We start from the raw sequence: 17,068 nt of genomic DNA, 5'->3' as shown, positions 1-17,068 counted from the left end.
TATAAATAATTTTTAAAAATTTAAATTAAACCCAAAAAAAGATCTATCTATTTATTTCAAATCACCAATTATTATGAAAAAAACACTTTTATTAATAGTCTTTGTAACAAGTATTGTTAATGGACAGGTAACATCAAAAAGAAAATCTATTGCTGATTTTATTCCTGGAAATATAATTGTAAAATTAAAGGATAATTTTGATGCAAAAGTTAATTATTCTAAAGCAGGAGAAGGGAAATCTAATTTAAATATAGGTGCTTTACTTGGTATTGAAAGTAAGATAAGTAATACTAGAATGTTGTTTCATAAAAAGACTATTGAAACAAGTATACTGAATAAGAAAAAAATAAAAGCAAAAAATATAGCCAAAAGCTCTGTTAATTCTAAAAATGGTTTTATTCCTAAAGAGCCTGTAAGTATGAAGAATATTTTTATTTTAAAAACAAAAAATCATAACGAAAATATCTTAGAACTTATAAATCAGATTAAAAATAACCCTAATGTTGAATATGTAGAACCTAATTACACATATAAGATTGATGATTTTGAGATAGGTGATTTTATTTCATCTGAGGAAGCTGACAAACTAAACACTAACTCTTTTGCAGATGTTAACGACCCCTTATATAGTGAGCAATATGCTATTACCACAACAAATATCGACGATGTTTGGAATGATAGTAATAATGGTACAACAGGTGATGGTTCTCAAATTGTTGCTGTAATAGATACAGGAGGTGACTACACACATCCAGACCTAGAAGCAAATACTTGGATTAACGAAGCAGAACTTAATGGTATTGAAGGTTTTGATGATGATGGAAATGGTTACGTTGACGACATTAGAGGATGGGACTTTATTAATGAAGACAATACACCCTTAGATGATAATGCCCATGGAACGCATGTTGCTGGTATAATTGGTGCTGTTGGAAATAATTCATTAGGTATTCGAGGAGCCGCATGGAATGTAAAGTTAATGCATATAAAAGTAATGCAATCCAACGGAACAGGTAATGCATTAGATATTGCAGAAGGAATTGAATATGCTGCAAATAATGGTGCAACTATTATTAATATGAGTATCGGGGGTTATGGTGAATCAGTTACTATGCAAGCGGCTTTAGAAAATGCCTACGCTACATCACTCCTTGTGGCTGCTGCTGGAAATGACGGGAAATGTATTGGTCCAGGTAAATGTCCAGACAAAACTGAAAGTGCTCCATTATATCCTGGTGCTTACAGCTATGTTTTAGGTGTTGAGGACAGTGCTGGAGATTATGATAATTACGACCAAGATGGACCGGTATCTACATCATACGCAAATCTTTTAAATTATGAGGTGAAAGCTCCAGGATCAGGAATTTTAAGTACCCTCCCAGGTGGAGGTTATGGTAATTTAACAGGAACATCAATGGCAACTCCATTAGTTGCTGGTGGAATGGCACTTTATTTAGAGAAAAACCCAAATGATAGTAAAGAATTAATATTTGGAAACTTAATTAATACAAGTACAGGAGCAGGTGGTTCTGTCGACTTTTATGAAGCAATTAATGTAGACCCTACTCCTCAATTAGCAGTTTTGTCAGCGTCTACAAGAGATACCATTTCTGGGCAAAATGGTAATGGTATTTTAGAGCCAGGTGAAACGATTGAAATACTACCACTCATAAGAAATTATTGGGGTCCTTCTGAAGATGTAAGAGTTGGTATCGAATTTGCACAATATGAAGATCAAACAAAAGCGACCATTACAAACGGTGAAATCTCAATAGGAAGTATCAGTGCTTATGCAACTCTTCAGGATTTACAAGAAACCATAAAAATAACTCTTTCTGAAAATATTGCTAATAATGTAAACATACGTTTTGTTTTAACTACTTGGTCAGGACCAAATAAAGATTTCATAAGTAATGAAACTGAATTTATTATTAATGTTAAAAACTCTATACTTTTATCTGGTATTATTTCAAACGATTATACATTTCTAGCAAGTAAAGAATATTTAATTGTAGATAATGTAGTTTTTAATGCTGACGCATCAGTAACCATGGAACCTGGTACAATTATCAAATTCTCGGATGGTAAAGGGATGAATTTTTTAGATAATTCTACTTTAATTTGCAATGGAACTAAAGATGCTAGAGTAACCTTTATTAATGAAAATTTATCTTGGAAGGGTCTTAGTCTGGGAGGTGATGGTAATAAATCTATAAGTTTTACTGACATTAGTGGGGTGGTTGCTCAAAAATTATTTTCAAATGCAAAAAACCTTCAAGTAGCTGATGTTTTAATTTCAGATTCTAAAGTGTGGTACCTGTTTAGTTTATCAACAAATTGTACTTTCACAAAAGTTAATTTTGATGAAATGAGCTATGGGACTAACATAGGCTCTTCACAATACATGACAAATATTACGCATACAAATGTTACAAATACAGTATATGGTTCAGGAAATTCTGGAAGAAAAATAGGAGTTGTAATAGCAAGCGCTTCGCATTCAACACAGTTGGCAGGTCTTAATATATTTAATAATGATTGGCTTCTCTCTGTACCAAGATATGGTAGTATTGGAACGTCATTTCCTGTTTTATCTTATTTAGGTTCTTCTGATACAGACATAGTAAGAACTAAAGTTACAGATCTCTTATCTGATGGGGATTACGAAAGCTTACTTGATCTTGGGCAGATAGCAACAGTTCCTAACGAATTAGCACATGGTATTGTCTGGAAGGTTTTAGTAAATGGTAAAGATGCACAAGACGAATATGAATTAATGGATCCTATTGGGGTAGGTGCTCATGAGTTTAAGGTGTATTTTAATAGAGCCATGGATACTTCAATTCCACCTAAAATCACCTATGGAGTTACAATCCCTTACGTTCAAAAAACAATTACAGAAACTGGCACATGGTCTTCTGATGGCAAAATTTATACTGTAACTCATAATGTTGGTATTGGTGCAGCTGATGGTATTAACAGAATTCGTGTACAAGACGCTCAAGATTTAGATTATTTTAAGATTCCTGTCGAGGATCATCGATTTAATATGTTAATACAGTCTGCAGGTTCTGCCTCAATTGGTTGGTTTGCAACACCTGGTCTTGGAGAAATAACTCTGGAATGGACTGCACCTCCTACAACAGATATAGATGATGTTCTTGGTTATAATATGTACCGTTACCAAATAGATGAAAATGGCAATGAAACGGAAGTTTCTAAAATTAATGATACTCTTATAATCGAAGATAGTGATGATAGCACTTCTGGTATTAATTTTACAGATTATAATGTAGAGGAAGAACAAACTTATTTTTACAAATATAAAATTCTAAGAACAAGCCTAGAGGAAACAGATTTTTCTAGTGTAGTATCTACTGCTCCTTTAACCTCTACATTAGGAGATTCTAATGGTGATTCTTCTGTAAGTGTATTAGATCTGGTTCAAAGTATAGATTACATAATAGGACTAAACCCCAGCCCATTTATATTTAAAGCAGCAGACATTAATAATGATCAAATTATCAATGTTTTAGATATTGTAGGTACTATTGATATTATTTTAAATCCTTCTAGCTCAAAATCTTTCAAAAAAACACGTCAATACTACAAGAACAGTGCTGTTGGTGATGCTATTTTTACATGGGAAGGAAATGATTTATATGTACATTCTGATTTTAATATTGGAGGTATACAGTTAGCCTTTGACAAAGGTTTTAATTTTACAGAATCAGAAAATATATCAAAAATAGAACGTTTAGATTATAATCAAGATAATTCTAAGATAGTTATGTTTTATAGCTTTGATAACAAGACAATAGCCAATAAGAAAACTAAAATATTAACAAGAAATAATCAAGAAAGCGAATTTGATATAACAAAGGCAGTTGTTGGTACTGTTAAAGGAGAAAAATTAAATCCAATATTAAATAAAGAAAACTTATTAGACATAGAAGCTCCTTTCCAAGATAGTAAATTAAACATTTTAGAGATGTACCCAAACCCTTCTCGAGAATTAGTTAACATAACTTATTACTTACCTGAGCAGATGGATCTAGTTACTGTCTCAGTTTATGACCTTCAAGGAAGAAGAGTTTTGGTACAAAAAACATCTTCAGCTCTTGGGAGAACAAAAAACACATTACAGTTGAATAACTTAAGTTCAGGCAGTTATATCCTTGCTGTAAGCGCTTACAAAAATGAAAAAATCAAATATATTTCTAATAAAAAGTTAATTATAGAATAAGAATGAAAAAAATAATCTTATTATTAAACATTTTTATTGTTCAGATTTTTTTTGCTCAAAATGTGATTAAACCTTCTTCTGTAAATACAGATATAAATACGGATTTTACATTCGATATAGATTTTGAAAATACAGACGCGGTAGCAGCTTTTCAATTCGATATAATTTATGATAGTGATGCAATAGATTTATCAACAGGTAGTAGTTTAAGTTCGCGTGCAAGTTCACACTCTTTAAACATAAGAAATATAGATGATAATACTATTAGAGTAATTGGTTTTTCAAACAACAATACATCAATTACATCGGGTATAGGTAAAATATTAACTTTAAATCTAAAAAGTAAAAATGAACCAGATACCTATATAATACAAATAACAAATATCACTTTATCTGATTCTGAAAGTAATTCTTTAAGTTCATCTAGTACAAGCGGTCAAATAACTATTAATGGACCTAGATATAATTTAGAAACTACTAGTATTAGTTTTGGAGATGTTCCTATGCAAAGTACTAGCTTAAAAAATGTTACTATATCAAATACAGGAAATACAGTTTTAGAAATCTCAGGTTATACGTTAGAATCTCCCTTTTTAATAAATACAACCTTCCCAATAAGTATTCTTCCTGGGCAAAATACATCTATTCCAATTGAAGTAAATACATCTTCAAAACAAAATATAAGTAAATCTATAATTTTTAATACGAATGATACAGACCCATTAAGAGCTCTTCAGCAAACAACAATTATCGCAAATATATATGCAGTAAATGAAATTCATATTGGCTCAAATAGTGGTGCAATAAATACATCCATATCAATTCCAGTAAGTATAAATAATATGGAGCCATTTAATGGATTTCAACTTGATATCAATATTCCATCAGGTATCATTTATGAAGCAAATTCAATAGCATTAGTTGGAAGGGAAACTGATCACAACATTATAGCCTCAATGATTAACTCTAATACACTTAGAGTAATAGCATACTCAGAAACAAAAACAAATTTTACTGGCAATTCAGGTGATATATTTTTATTTAAATTAACTCCAAGTGTAAACTCTGGAACTTATTCAATTTCAACATCCGGAGAAATTATATCTAACACAGAGCAAGAGAATATTATATCTAACTCTTACGAAGGTAGTTTAACTATAAATGCTCCGCTTTTATTTATATCTAATTCAGATTCTAACATTAATTTAGGTAGAATTCCTATAAACTCAAATCAATTATCTGAGATAACATTAAAAAATAGTGGTAATTCAGATCTAATTATTGATGAAATTATTTATAATTCTAATACAATTACTAGCGATATAACAACACCATTAACAATTACTCCTAACCAATCTTTAGAAAAAAATATAGCTTTTACTCCTATAAATACTGGATCATTTTCTAGTTCAATATATATACGTCATAATGCTGCTGATGTTCAAAATATAGTCAATATAACAGCAGATGTATTCTCACCTAATTATTTGGTTTTTGAAGAAACCACCTTTTTGATAAATGAAAATAATAATGTTAAGTTAAATATATCAAACTATGAAGATATTAAGGGAATTCAATTTGATTTAAATATTCCTGAAGGCTTTGTTTTTAATACAGATAATATAAATAAAAGTAATGTATTAGATAATTTTGAAATTACAAGTTACGATCTAGGAGATAGAAATTATAGGTTTTTGATTTATACATTAAGTAACCAAATAATACCTGCTAATTCTAATAATATTTTAACATTACCATTTTTTGTAGAGAATACAACAGCTCTAGGCGATTATACGTTTACTATATCGTCCGTTACTCTATCAAATACTAATAATCAAAACGTGGCTTCGGAAATGTTAGAAATAGGCGTAATTCACTTAACAGATAAACTAACTTGGACAGGTTTAACAAATACTAATTGGAATGATACTAGCAATTGGAACACTAGTGCTGTAATACCGGTAACAGCAAATGTACTAATACCAAACGGCATCTCAAATTACCCTGTTATTTCTTCAACAACAGATGTTTATTTATCTAGTTTAATTTTAGAGAATAATGCTTCATTAATAATTGAAAAAGGTGCTTCTTTAACACTGTCTAATGATTTTATTAATAGTGGTTTAATAACTTTACAATCCGATTCAGATGAGTTTTCATCATTATTGGTTAGTGGCACTTCGTCAGGTAACATCACCTACAATCGTTATGTAAATACTGTAGGTATAGGTGAGTGGGATTTAATTGGTGCACCAGTCTCTGGTATGGCATTTAGTAATATAATCACCGATAACAATATTGCAACAAACGGTAGTTTTTATGCAATAGGTTCTTATGATAATGCTACAGATACCTGGACAAATGCTACCAATTCAACCACAGGTAATTTAGCGTTAGGGCAAGGGTATCAAATGGCAACTACAAGTGGTGGTACGCTTTCTTTTACCGGTGCTATTGCTAGCGGAGACCAAAGTGTTACCATAGTGAACAACAATGCAGCAAACTCAGGGGCAGGAAGACGTTGGAATTTAATTGCCAATCCATTTCCATCGTATCTTAATGGAAACTCTAATGCAGATCCAACCGATAATTTTTTAACAATTAATACAGCAGCAATAGACGATAATTTTGAAGCTATTTATGGCTGGAAGGCAGATGGTACAGGATACGCTATTTACAACAATACAAGTTCACCTACTTACATTGCACCTGGTCAAGGCTTTTTTATAGCAGCTGTAGGTAGTGGAGAGGACAAAACAATTTCGTTTACCAAAGCCATGCAAACGGTTACTGGAACCGATGATTTTGTAGCTGCAAAATCTGCTACGAGTTATGAGTTGGTGTTAGACCTGTATAGTGATGGTGTTAAAGAAGACGATACTAAATTCTATTTTAAAGAAGGATTGACTTTAAGCTTGGACCCTGGCTATGATGCAGGAGCTTTCAATCAGACAACAGGCATAAGCTCACGTCTTATAGAACAAGACAATGGGGTAAGTATGGATATCAATGCAATGCCTACAAATGCCTTGAGCAATGCAATTGTACCTCTAACAATAAATCAAGAAGCTGGGATTGCTCTTAAAATTCAAATAGCAACTAGTACGATTCCAGAGGACATAAATGTTTATCTAGAAGACACTGTAGCAAACACGTTTACACTTCTTATAAATGAAAGTTTTGAGCTTACAGCAAAAACTATTTTAAGTGGTATGGGAAGGTTTTTTATTCACTTTACGACAAGCACCCTTTCCACAGACATAGGGAACAGTAGTTCTTTAGTAACCGCCTATAAAGGAACAGGAAATACTTACATTACAGTAGAGGGGTTGCAGCAGCTCTCACAACCTGCAGAATTTATGCTTTACAGTGTTTTAGGGGTAAAAGTAGTATCACAGAAAATACAAAAACCTACACAAAAAGAAACACTATCTACGGTTGGTTTAAAGAAGGGAGCTTACATCCTAAAAGTACAGACAGAAAACGGTGTGTACACCAAAAAAATACTTGTAGACTAAACAATTATCATGAAAAAAAGAAAGAACACAAGAGAGACTATTAATGTTATTAGTAGAAAAGAAGCCATTAAGAAAATGGGTAAGTATGCAGCCTTAACAGCTATGGGCACGTTTATGATACTAAATCCTAAAAAAGCGCAAGCAGCATCTTCCCCCTCGGAACCAGGTGCTTGGTGATAAAACAACTCTTCAAAGAATAATAAAAATGTATTAAAAATTAATAATCTTCTAATGAGACAATTTTTTATATTTATAAATCTACTAATTTGCTTTTCAACAACAGCTAAAAATTATAGTATCGATTCTAAATTTAAAAAAAAAAGTGATTTACTTTCTTTAAACTACTTAAATATTAAAGATACGACTTTATTCAAGGGTAAAGCTTATATAATCCCTGTAAAGTTAGTAAATAATGAATATCTAAAGGCTATTCAATTTGATTTAAATATACCAGAGGGTTTTAATTTTGATATAAATAGTATTGAGAAATATACAATATTAGATAATTTTTCAATAAGCACATCTTCTCTAGGAAATAATAAATACCGATTTATAATTTACACATTTGGGGATAATAATATACCAAAGGGAGATAATAACATTTTAAAATTACCTGTTTTTATTGAAGATTCAATTGAATTAGGTGAATATAGTTTTGAATTTTCTAATATCATTTTGTCTAATAAATTAAATCAAAATATTACAAGCCAATCTGATAAAATATGTCATATTAAAGTGATAGAAGATAATATAATACCTGAAATAACTATAATTGGTAATTTGACAGTATCTATTGAACTAGAAAGTATATATAAAGACTTTGGTGCTACTGCTTATGATAATTTTGATGGTGACATTACCTCTAAGATTATTAGTGAAAACAATGTAGATACTACTATTTTAGGAAGTTATCAGGTGACTTACAATGTCTCTGATAGTAATGGAAATAGCGCTAAAGAAGTAAAAAGAGTTGTAAATGTAGAATCTAGCTTATCAACAATAAAAAATACCAATAAAACAACAAAAATATATCCAAACTTAACAAAAAAATATTGGACAATAGAAAGTGCAATAATTTTAGATTCTATAAAGGTTTATGATGTTTTTGGTAGAATAATATTTTTTATAAATCCTAAATCACAATTTTACAAAATTGATGGTAGTCAATTTTCAAATGGTATATATTTTTTAGTTATAAATGGTAAAAATATAACAAGAGTAATTAAGGTCTAAAGTTTTTACTTAGTTTATTTTTAAAATTAATATTTAATAAACCTAATCGTTTTTTTATTGTTAAGATGTAAACCACGATGGCTAATAATGCAGCATTAATCTTTTATGGGTTGTATTTTGATCTAAGGTTGAAAATAATATTAACATTAGAATTCGTATTTGTTAATATTATTAGTATATGACACACAAAGAATATTTCACAAACAGAATTAATGTGTTTGATGTACCTAAACTTAATAAGGAACAGTTTCTATTTATATTAAAAATTATAAGCTTAGAAGGTGAAATAAATGCCTTAGATCAAATTGAAGATAAGGTTTTAGTTTCAGGATTAAAGCAACAAAAAGTTAAAGAGTTTAACAGGCTAACTAAAAGAAAGAAACCAGAAGATATATATAAGAAGTTGGTTTTTAAATAGTCTTCTCTAAAATAACTATTAGACGTTCTTAGTAGTCGGGCTATATATACATTTCACAGACACTACCTAAAAAGAAAAACGACTTTTAAAATCGATAGGGGGTGTTGTTTTGATAATGATGGTTGGGATTTTTTGGCTTTTTTTCTAAATTTAGATTAATTTACCGTACAATAACCGTACAAATTATAAATCAAAAAAACCTCAACTATTTGATTATAAATAGATTGAGGCTTTTACTTGTACTGAAGATGGGACTTGAACCCATACGAGCATTACTGCTCACTGGATTTTAAGTCCAGCGTGTCTACCAATTCCACCACTTCAGCATTGGTATTATTTCATAATAGAGCGAAAGACGGGATTTGAACCCGCGACCCTCACCTTGGCAAGGTGATGCTCTACCCCTGAGCTACTTTCGCAGTCAATGTTATTATGAACTTGCTCCTCTTCTTGGGCTCGAACCAAGGACCCTCTGATTAACAGTCAGATGCTCTAACCAACTGAGCTAAAGAGGAGTTTGCTTCACATTTGTGTTTAGCGAGTGCAAATATATATCTTTTTAATATATCACCAAATAAAAAGTAAAAAAAAAATTATTTTTTTTACTTTTATTATAACTAAAAAAATTCTTCCTTTTATGCCAAATATTGTATTTTTGTTTTCACAATTAGCTAAAAAGATAGCACAAACTATTATATGGATAAATTTTCGTTTTTAAACGCAGCGCATACAGGCTTTATAGCAGATTTATACGATCAATATTTAATAAACCCAGATTCTGTTGAACCTAGCTGGAGAAGTTTTTTTCAAGGATATGATTTAGCAAATGAAAATTATTCTCTTTCTGATGAAGAAACTTCAATAGAAGTACCACAAGAAGTAAAAAAAGAGTTTTTAGTTGTAGACCTAATCAATGGTTACAGAACAAGAGGGCATTTGTTTACAAAAACAAACCCGGTTAGAGAAAGAAGACAGTATCAACCAGTATTAGATATCGAAAATTTCGGTTTAACTGAAAAAGATTTAGATAAAGAATTCTCTGCTGGAGATGTGTTAGGGTTAGGAAGGGTAAAGCTTTCTAAAATTATAAGTCACCTAAAAACTATTTATTGCGATTCTATTGGGGTAGAGTATATGTATATGCGTAATCCAGAGAAATTAAAATGGTGGCAAAGTCGTTTAAACGAAAATGATAATCATCCTAATTACTCTCAAGATTCTAAAAAATATATACTTTCTAAACTAAACCAAGCAGTTACTTTCGAGAGTTTTTTACAAACAAAATATGTAGGCCAAAAACGTTTCTCTTTAGAAGGTGGTGAGGCCTTAATACCAGGAATCAGTGTAGCTTTAAGAGAAGCTGCAGAAAACCACGGAGTTAAAGAATGTGTTTTAGGGATGGCACACAGAGGTCGTTTAAATACCTTAGTAAACATCTTTAAAAAACCGGTAAGAGATTTATTTAGCGAGTTTGAAGGAAAAGATTTTGAAGATGATGACATTGATGGTGATGTAAAATACCATTTAGGCTTAACGTTAAGTAAAACCTACAGAGATGGCAATGAAATTAAGATGAACTTAGTTCCAAATCCATCTCATTTAGAAACTGTTGCAGCAGTTGCAGAAGGTATTACTAGAGCAAAAATAGATAGAAAATATAATGGAGATTCTAGTAAAATATTACCCATTGTAATTCATGGTGATGCAGCAATTGCAGGCCAAGGTATTGCATATGAAGTAGTACAAATGGCAAAATTGAATGGCTATAAAACAGGAGGAACAATTCATATCGTTGTAAACAACCAAGTTGGGTTTACTACCAATTATTTAGATGCACGTTCTAGTACCTATTGTACAGATGTTGGTAAAGTTACATTATCGCCAGTTTTACATGTAAATGCAGACGATACTGAAGCTGTATGCCACGCAATGCAAATGGCATTAGAGTTTAGAATGAAATTTAAAACCGATATTTTTATTGACTTATTAGGATATAGAAAATATGGCCATAACGAAGGTGATGAACCTCGTTTTACACAACCAAAATTATACAAAGCAATATCTAAACATAAAAATGTAAAAGATATTTATGCAGAAACATTGTTAAAAGAAGGTAGTATAGATAAAGATTATCTAAATACAATTACTACTGAATTTAAAGAAATGCTTAACACGCAATTCGATTTATCTAAAGAAGATAAAAACTCTAAAGTAAAAGAGTTTATGAAATCTACTTGGGAAGGTTTTGAGCGTGAACAATTAGCCACTATGTTACAGCCTGTAGATACAAAATACAAATCAGACAGGTTAAAGCACATTGCTAAAGTAGTTTCTACAGTTCCAGAAGGCGTTAAATTTGTAAGAAAAGCAGAACGTATTTTACAAACAAGAGCAAAAATGGCATTCGAAACCAATCAATTAGATTGGGGAATGGCAGAAAACCTAGCTTATGGTTCTTTAATGGAAGAAGGTTTTAATGTGCGTATTTCTGGCCAAGATGTAGAAAGAGGTACTTTTTCTCACAGACACGCTATTTTACGTGATGAAATTACCGAAGATAGAATTAATTTATTAAATACAAACCCAGATACAAAAGGTCAAATGACCATTTATAACTCTTTATTATCTGAATATGGAGTGTTAGGTTTTGATTATGGTTATGCCATGGGAAATCCAAATACGTTAACCATTTGGGAAGCACAATTTGGAGATTTTTCTAACGGTGCACAAATTATGTTTGACCAATATATTTCTGCTGCAGAAGATAAATGGAAATTACAAAACGGAATTGTAGTGCTTTTACCTCATGGTTACGAAGGGCAAGGTTCTGAACATTCATCTGCAAGAATAGAACGTTATTTACAGTTGTGTGCAATTGATAATATGACAGTTGCCAACTGTACAACACCAGCAAACTTTTATCATTTGTTACGCAGACAAATGAAACGCGATTACAGAAAACCATTAATTGTGTTTACACCAAAAAGTTTGTTACGTCATCCAAAAGTAGTTTCTACTATAGAAGATTTAGCAACTGGCGAATTCCAAGAAGTAATAGATGATACCATCAACCCAAAAAATGTAAAAAAATTAGTTTTTTGTATGGGTAAATTCTATTATGACTTATTAGAAGAAAGAGAAAACCTAAATAGAGATGATGTTGCTTTGGTAAGAATAGAACAACTATTTCCTTTACATTTAGATAAAATACAAAAAGTAATAGACAGATATCCAAATGTAGAAAATTATATTTGGGCACAAGAAGAACCTAGAAATATGGGAGCTTGGAGTTTTATGTTAGAGCGTTTTGATTTGGTAAAACTAAATGTATGCTCTCGTAAATACTATGCAGTACCCGCAGCAGGTTCTAGTACACGTTTTAAAAAGCGTCATAGAGCAGTTATAGATAGTGTTTTTAACGATGATGAGTAAGCGCGTTAAGGATTGAAACGACATCCTTTTTTTGCTGTCAGTTCCAGTGAAATTTCTTTTTCAGAAATTTTGTATCGAGAACAAAAAAGCAAAAAAAGATACAGTGGAAAGCCTGTTTAAACGCCCAAAAAATAAAAAAAGAATTTCAGATTAAAATAAAATAAGAAACCATGAGTGTTTTAGAAATGAAAGTTCCCTCTCCAGGAGAATCAATTACAGAAGTAGAAATTGCAACTTGGTTAGTTGAAGACGGAGACTATGTAGAAAAAGACCAACCCATTGCAGAAGTAGATTCTGACAAAGCAACTTTAGAGTTGCCTGCTGAAGAAAGTGGAATTGTCACTTTAAAAGCAGAAGAAGGAGATGCTGTAGAAGTTGGTGCTGTTGTTTGTTTGATTGATATGGATGCTGCAAAACCAGAAGAGAATGCTGCTCCTGCCAAAGATGAAGCTCCTAAAGAAGAAAAGAAAACGGAACCTGCTCCAGCTCAAAAAGCAGCTACTTATGCAACAGGAACCGCTTCGCCAGCTGCTAAAAAAGTATTGGCAGAAAAAGGAATTGACGCATCAACAGTAAAAGGAACTGGAAAAGAGGGTAGAATTACCAAAGATGACGCTGTAAAAGCAGTACCATCTATGGGAACACAACCAGCAAACGGTACTCGTGGTATAGAACGCAAGAAAATGTCGATGTTACGTAGAAAAGTAGCAGAGCGTTTGGTAGCTGTAAAAAGCGAAACAGCCATGCTAACTACGTTTAACGAAGTAAATATGCAGCCAATTTTCGATTTACGTTCTCAGTACAAAGAAGACTTTAAAGCAAAACATGGTGTTGGTTTAGGGTTTATGTCTTTCTTTACATTAGCGGTTGTTAGAGCGTTAAAAATGTATCCAGATGTAAACTCTATGATAGATGGAGATTACCAAATAAAACACGATTTTCAAGATATTTCTATTGCAGTTTCTGGCCCTAAAGGCTTAATGGTACCTGTAATTAGAAATGCAGAAAACTTGTCTTTTAGAGGTGTAGAGTCAGAAGTAAAACGTTTGGCTTTGCGTGCAAGAGATGGACAAATTACAGTTGATGAAATGACGGGTGGAACCTTTACCATTACCAATGGTGGTGTATTTGGTTCTATGTTATCTACACCAATTATAAACCCTCCACAAAGTGGAATTTTAGGAATGCACAACATTGTAAACAGACCTATGGCTGTTAATGGCGAAGTTGTAATACAACCAATTATGTATGTTGCCTTGTCTTACGATCACAGAATTATTGATGGAAGAGAATCTGTAGGTTTTTTAGTAGCTGTTAAAGAAGCTTTAGAAAATCCTATAGAATTGTTAATGGATAACAATCCAACAAAAGCATTAGAAATGTAGCCCAGAATCTGGGTTCATAAGCATGTAAAACTGAGCTTGTCGAAGTCTTGAACTGAGCTTATCGAAGTTTATCATAAAATATTAAAATCCTAAGCTTTTGCTTGGGATTTTTTGTTAGTAGTTATTTTCTGTTTGGAATTAATCCTGGGCAAAGACGGAAGTATATAAAAAGAGCTAAACTTTGTCTGTTGACTTTTTAATCAAAAAACCCAAAATACAAAGACTTCGTATACGCCTTATTAAAACACCCGCATCTGCTAAACTATTTACAAAACTCCAAAATCACACCTTTTATTTAGTAAATAATTTTTAATTATTTACCTTGCATCAAAAAGAAAAAATGTCCAAAAATCCTGAATTAGAACTTGCCCTAAATTTTATAGAAAAAACAGATAGAAATCTGTTTATTACAGGTAAAGCAGGTACAGGAAAAACTACTTTTTTACATAAAATAAAAAACGAATCTTTAAAAAGAATGGTTATTGTAGCACCAACAGGTGTTGCAGCTATTAACGCAAAAGGTGTTACGATACATTCGTTTTTTCAAATGCCTTTTGGCCCAATTTTACCAAATCAAACTCAAAACAACCAACAACGTCGGTTTTCTAAAACAAAAATAGATATTATAAAATCGTTAGATTTAGTAATTATAGATGAAATTTCTATGGTTCGTGCAGATTTACTAGATGGTATAGACCAGGTAATGAGGCGTTATAAAAACCGAAACAAAGTATTTGGTGGTGCACAAGTTTTAATGATTGGCGATTTGCAACAGTTAGCTCCTGTTGTAAAACCAAACGAATGGAGTTTATTGCAAAGTTATTACGAAACAGTATATTTTTTTAGTAGTAAAGCTTTTCAAGAAGCCCATGTAGTTTCTATTGAATTAAAACATATTTATCGTCAAAAAAACGAAGATTTTATTAAAATTTTAAATGAAGTTAGAAATGATAATTTATCATCATCATCTGCAGAAATTTTAAATAAAAATTACAATCCTTCTTTTTCTCCAGAGAAAGAAGAAGGTTATATCACCTTAACTACGCACAACAACAGAGCCAATTTAATTAACAATTCTGAGCTGAATAAAATTAAAAATAAAAGTCATTTTTTTACGGCAGAGGTTTCTGGTAAATTCAATGAAAACTCTTTTCCTAATGACGAAAAGTTAGAGCTAAAAGTTGGAGCACAGGTGATGTTTATTAAAAACGATTCGTCTTTAGAAAAAAGATATTTTAACGGAAAAATTGGTGTTGTAACCGATATTTCTAAAGAAACTGTAACGGTACAATGTGCTAATGAAGCAGATGAAATTGTTACAGAAAGAGAAAAATGGGAGAATATAAATTACTCTATAAACGACGAAACCAAAGAAATTAAAGAAGATTTGGTGGGTTCCTTTTCTCAAATTCCATTGCGTTTGGCTTGGGCAATTACCATTCATAAAAGTCAAGGTTTAACCTTTGAAAAAGCTATTATAGATGCAGAAGCCTCTTTTGCACATGGGCAAACTTATGTAGCTTTAAGTAGGTGTACTTCTTTAGAAGGCTTGGTTTTAAAAACTAAAATAACTAGCAATGCCATTATAAACGATAGTACTGTAAGTGTTTTTAATCAATCTGTAGAAGACAACCATCCAGATGAAAGTATTTTAAACGAATCTGAAAAACAGTTTCAATTAAACTTGATTGCAGAACTATTTGATTATCAGACTTTCTTATATCCCATTACTCGTTTAATAGATATCTTTTACAAGAATCAAACTTCTATTAAAGGTGATGTTATAGATCATTTACAAACTATAAAAGATGATGGTGTAGTTGCTTTAATGAAGGTTTCAAATGGATTTAAAAATCAATTACAAAATATTTCTGAAGCTAATATTTTACCAGAAAATAGCTCTCAAATTCAAGAGCGCTTTACAAAAGGAGTAGATTATTTTTTAAATCATACCAAAACAAATATTCAAAAATCTTTAGATGCCATTTCATTTTCTACAGATAATAAAGCTGTAAAAAAAGATTTTTTAAAACAGTTTGATGCTTTGCAAGAAAAATTAGAAGAAAAATTATTTGCATTGCAAAAAATGTCAAAGGGTTTTAAAACCAAAGCGTATTTAGAGGTAAGAGCAAAAGCAGTTTTGCAAAAAACACCACCCAAAAAGAAGAAAAAATCGCCTTCTCAAAGAGACCCATTATTAGCTTTAAAATTGCGCGAATTAAGAGACGAAATTCGCATTGCAGAAAACATACCCGCTTTTCAGGTATTTACGCAAGAAACCTTGTATGCCATGTGCGATGCTTTACCTAGAACAGAAAAAGAACTGATAAAAATCAAAGGCATGGGTAAAATTCGTGTCCATAAATATGGCGAAGAAATTTTACAGGTAATAGAAACCTATTGTAAAGAAAACGGAATTAACCAATTTAACGAACAGAAAAAAGAAGATAAAAAACCGACCAAACAAATTACGTTTGAGCTTTTTAAATCTGGATTTTCCATAAAAGAAATTGCCAAAGAACGCAGTTTAACAACAGGTACTATAGAAAACCATTTGGCAAATTACATTCCTTCTGGAGATATTGATGTGTTAGAATTGATAGATTTAAAACGCTACAAAAAAATATTGAATCAAATAGAAGAGGCTGGAGATGTAAAGGGTTTAACAGTGCTTAAAGAAAAAGTAGATACAGATATTACATACATGGAACTAAAAATGGTTTTAATGTCTATGGAGCGGTAATTTTCTTTTTTTTAGAAGCTATTTCCAGCTTTCGCTACTCAATCTTTTTGCTAAAAAAAGCAAAAAGGATTTCAAACAAATAGCTCAATCTGG

General features: G+C 31.4%; 8 protein-coding genes and 3 tRNA genes. 8 read left to right on the top strand and 3 right to left on the bottom strand.

The window, feature by feature from the left end; genetic code table 11:
* The first annotated feature begins 73 nt into the window (after positions 1–73).
* The 5 genes from AC2D6T_RS08060 (at position 74) to AC2D6T_RS08040 (ending at position 9,415) form a co-directional block, all read left to right on the top strand.
* Entirely contained in the window at positions 74–4,246 is a 4,173-nt protein-coding gene (locus tag AC2D6T_RS08060) for a S8 family serine peptidase (RefSeq protein WP_484681131.1), read from the top strand.
* A 2-nt stretch (positions 4,247–4,248) separates the two neighbouring features.
* The gene (locus AC2D6T_RS08055; RefSeq protein WP_484681130.1) at positions 4,249–7,764 is read left to right on the top strand and encodes an Ig-like domain-containing protein; all 3,516 of its coding nucleotides are present in this window, start codon (positions 4,249–4,251) and stop codon (positions 7,762–7,764) included.
* Positions 7,765–7,773: 9 nt separating this feature from the next.
* On the top strand, positions 7,774–7,941 hold the full coding sequence (locus tag AC2D6T_RS08050; protein ID WP_484681129.1) for a hypothetical protein: 168 nt from the start codon (positions 7,774–7,776) through the stop codon (positions 7,939–7,941).
* Positions 7,942–7,995: 54 nt separating this feature from the next.
* Positions 7,996–8,997, top strand: a complete 1,002-nt coding sequence (locus AC2D6T_RS08045) for a DUF5011 domain-containing protein (RefSeq protein ID WP_484681128.1) — start codon at positions 7,996–7,998, stop codon at positions 8,995–8,997.
* A 178-nt stretch (positions 8,998–9,175) separates the two neighbouring features.
* Positions 9,176–9,415, top strand: a complete 240-nt coding sequence (locus tag AC2D6T_RS08040) for a hypothetical protein (RefSeq protein WP_484681127.1) — start codon at positions 9,176–9,178, stop codon at positions 9,413–9,415.
* A 240-nt stretch (positions 9,416–9,655) separates the two neighbouring features.
* On the opposite strand, the gene AC2D6T_RS08035 is transcribed toward AC2D6T_RS08040, so the two are convergent.
* From AC2D6T_RS08035 to AC2D6T_RS08025, 3 genes are all read right to left on the bottom strand, one after another.
* Positions 9,656–9,741: transfer RNA gene (locus AC2D6T_RS08035), tRNA-Leu, on the bottom strand.
* Positions 9,742–9,762: 21 nt separating this feature from the next.
* Positions 9,763–9,834 (bottom strand) — tRNA-Gly (locus tag AC2D6T_RS08030).
* A gap of 22 nt (positions 9,835–9,856) precedes the next feature.
* Positions 9,857–9,930: transfer RNA gene (locus AC2D6T_RS08025), tRNA-Asn, on the bottom strand.
* A gap of 181 nt (positions 9,931–10,111) precedes the next feature.
* On the opposite strand from AC2D6T_RS08025, the gene AC2D6T_RS08020 reads away from it, so the two are divergent.
* From AC2D6T_RS08020 to AC2D6T_RS08010, 3 genes are all read left to right on the top strand, one after another.
* Positions 10,112–12,847 (top strand): 2-oxoglutarate dehydrogenase E1 component, encoded by a 2,736-nt coding sequence (locus AC2D6T_RS08020; RefSeq protein WP_484681126.1) that lies wholly within the window; start codon positions 10,112–10,114, stop codon positions 12,845–12,847.
* A 170-nt stretch (positions 12,848–13,017) separates the two neighbouring features.
* Positions 13,018–14,232 carry a 2-oxoglutarate dehydrogenase complex dihydrolipoyllysine-residue succinyltransferase gene (gene odhB / locus AC2D6T_RS08015; protein WP_438989749.1) on the top strand — a complete coding sequence of 405 codons (1,215 nt, stop codon included), beginning with the start codon at positions 13,018–13,020 and terminating at the stop codon, positions 14,230–14,232.
* Positions 14,233–14,572: 340 nt separating this feature from the next.
* A complete protein-coding gene (locus AC2D6T_RS08010; protein ID WP_484681125.1) occupies positions 14,573–16,975 on the top strand; it encodes a helix-turn-helix domain-containing protein in 2,403 nt (800 codons plus the stop codon).
* Positions 16,976–17,068: the final 93 nt, after the last annotated feature.

Source organism: Polaribacter sp. YIW18, assembly GCF_057219325.1.
The sequence above is the reverse complement of the archived record's forward strand: the minus strand, read 5'-3'. Positions and strand labels throughout refer to the sequence as shown.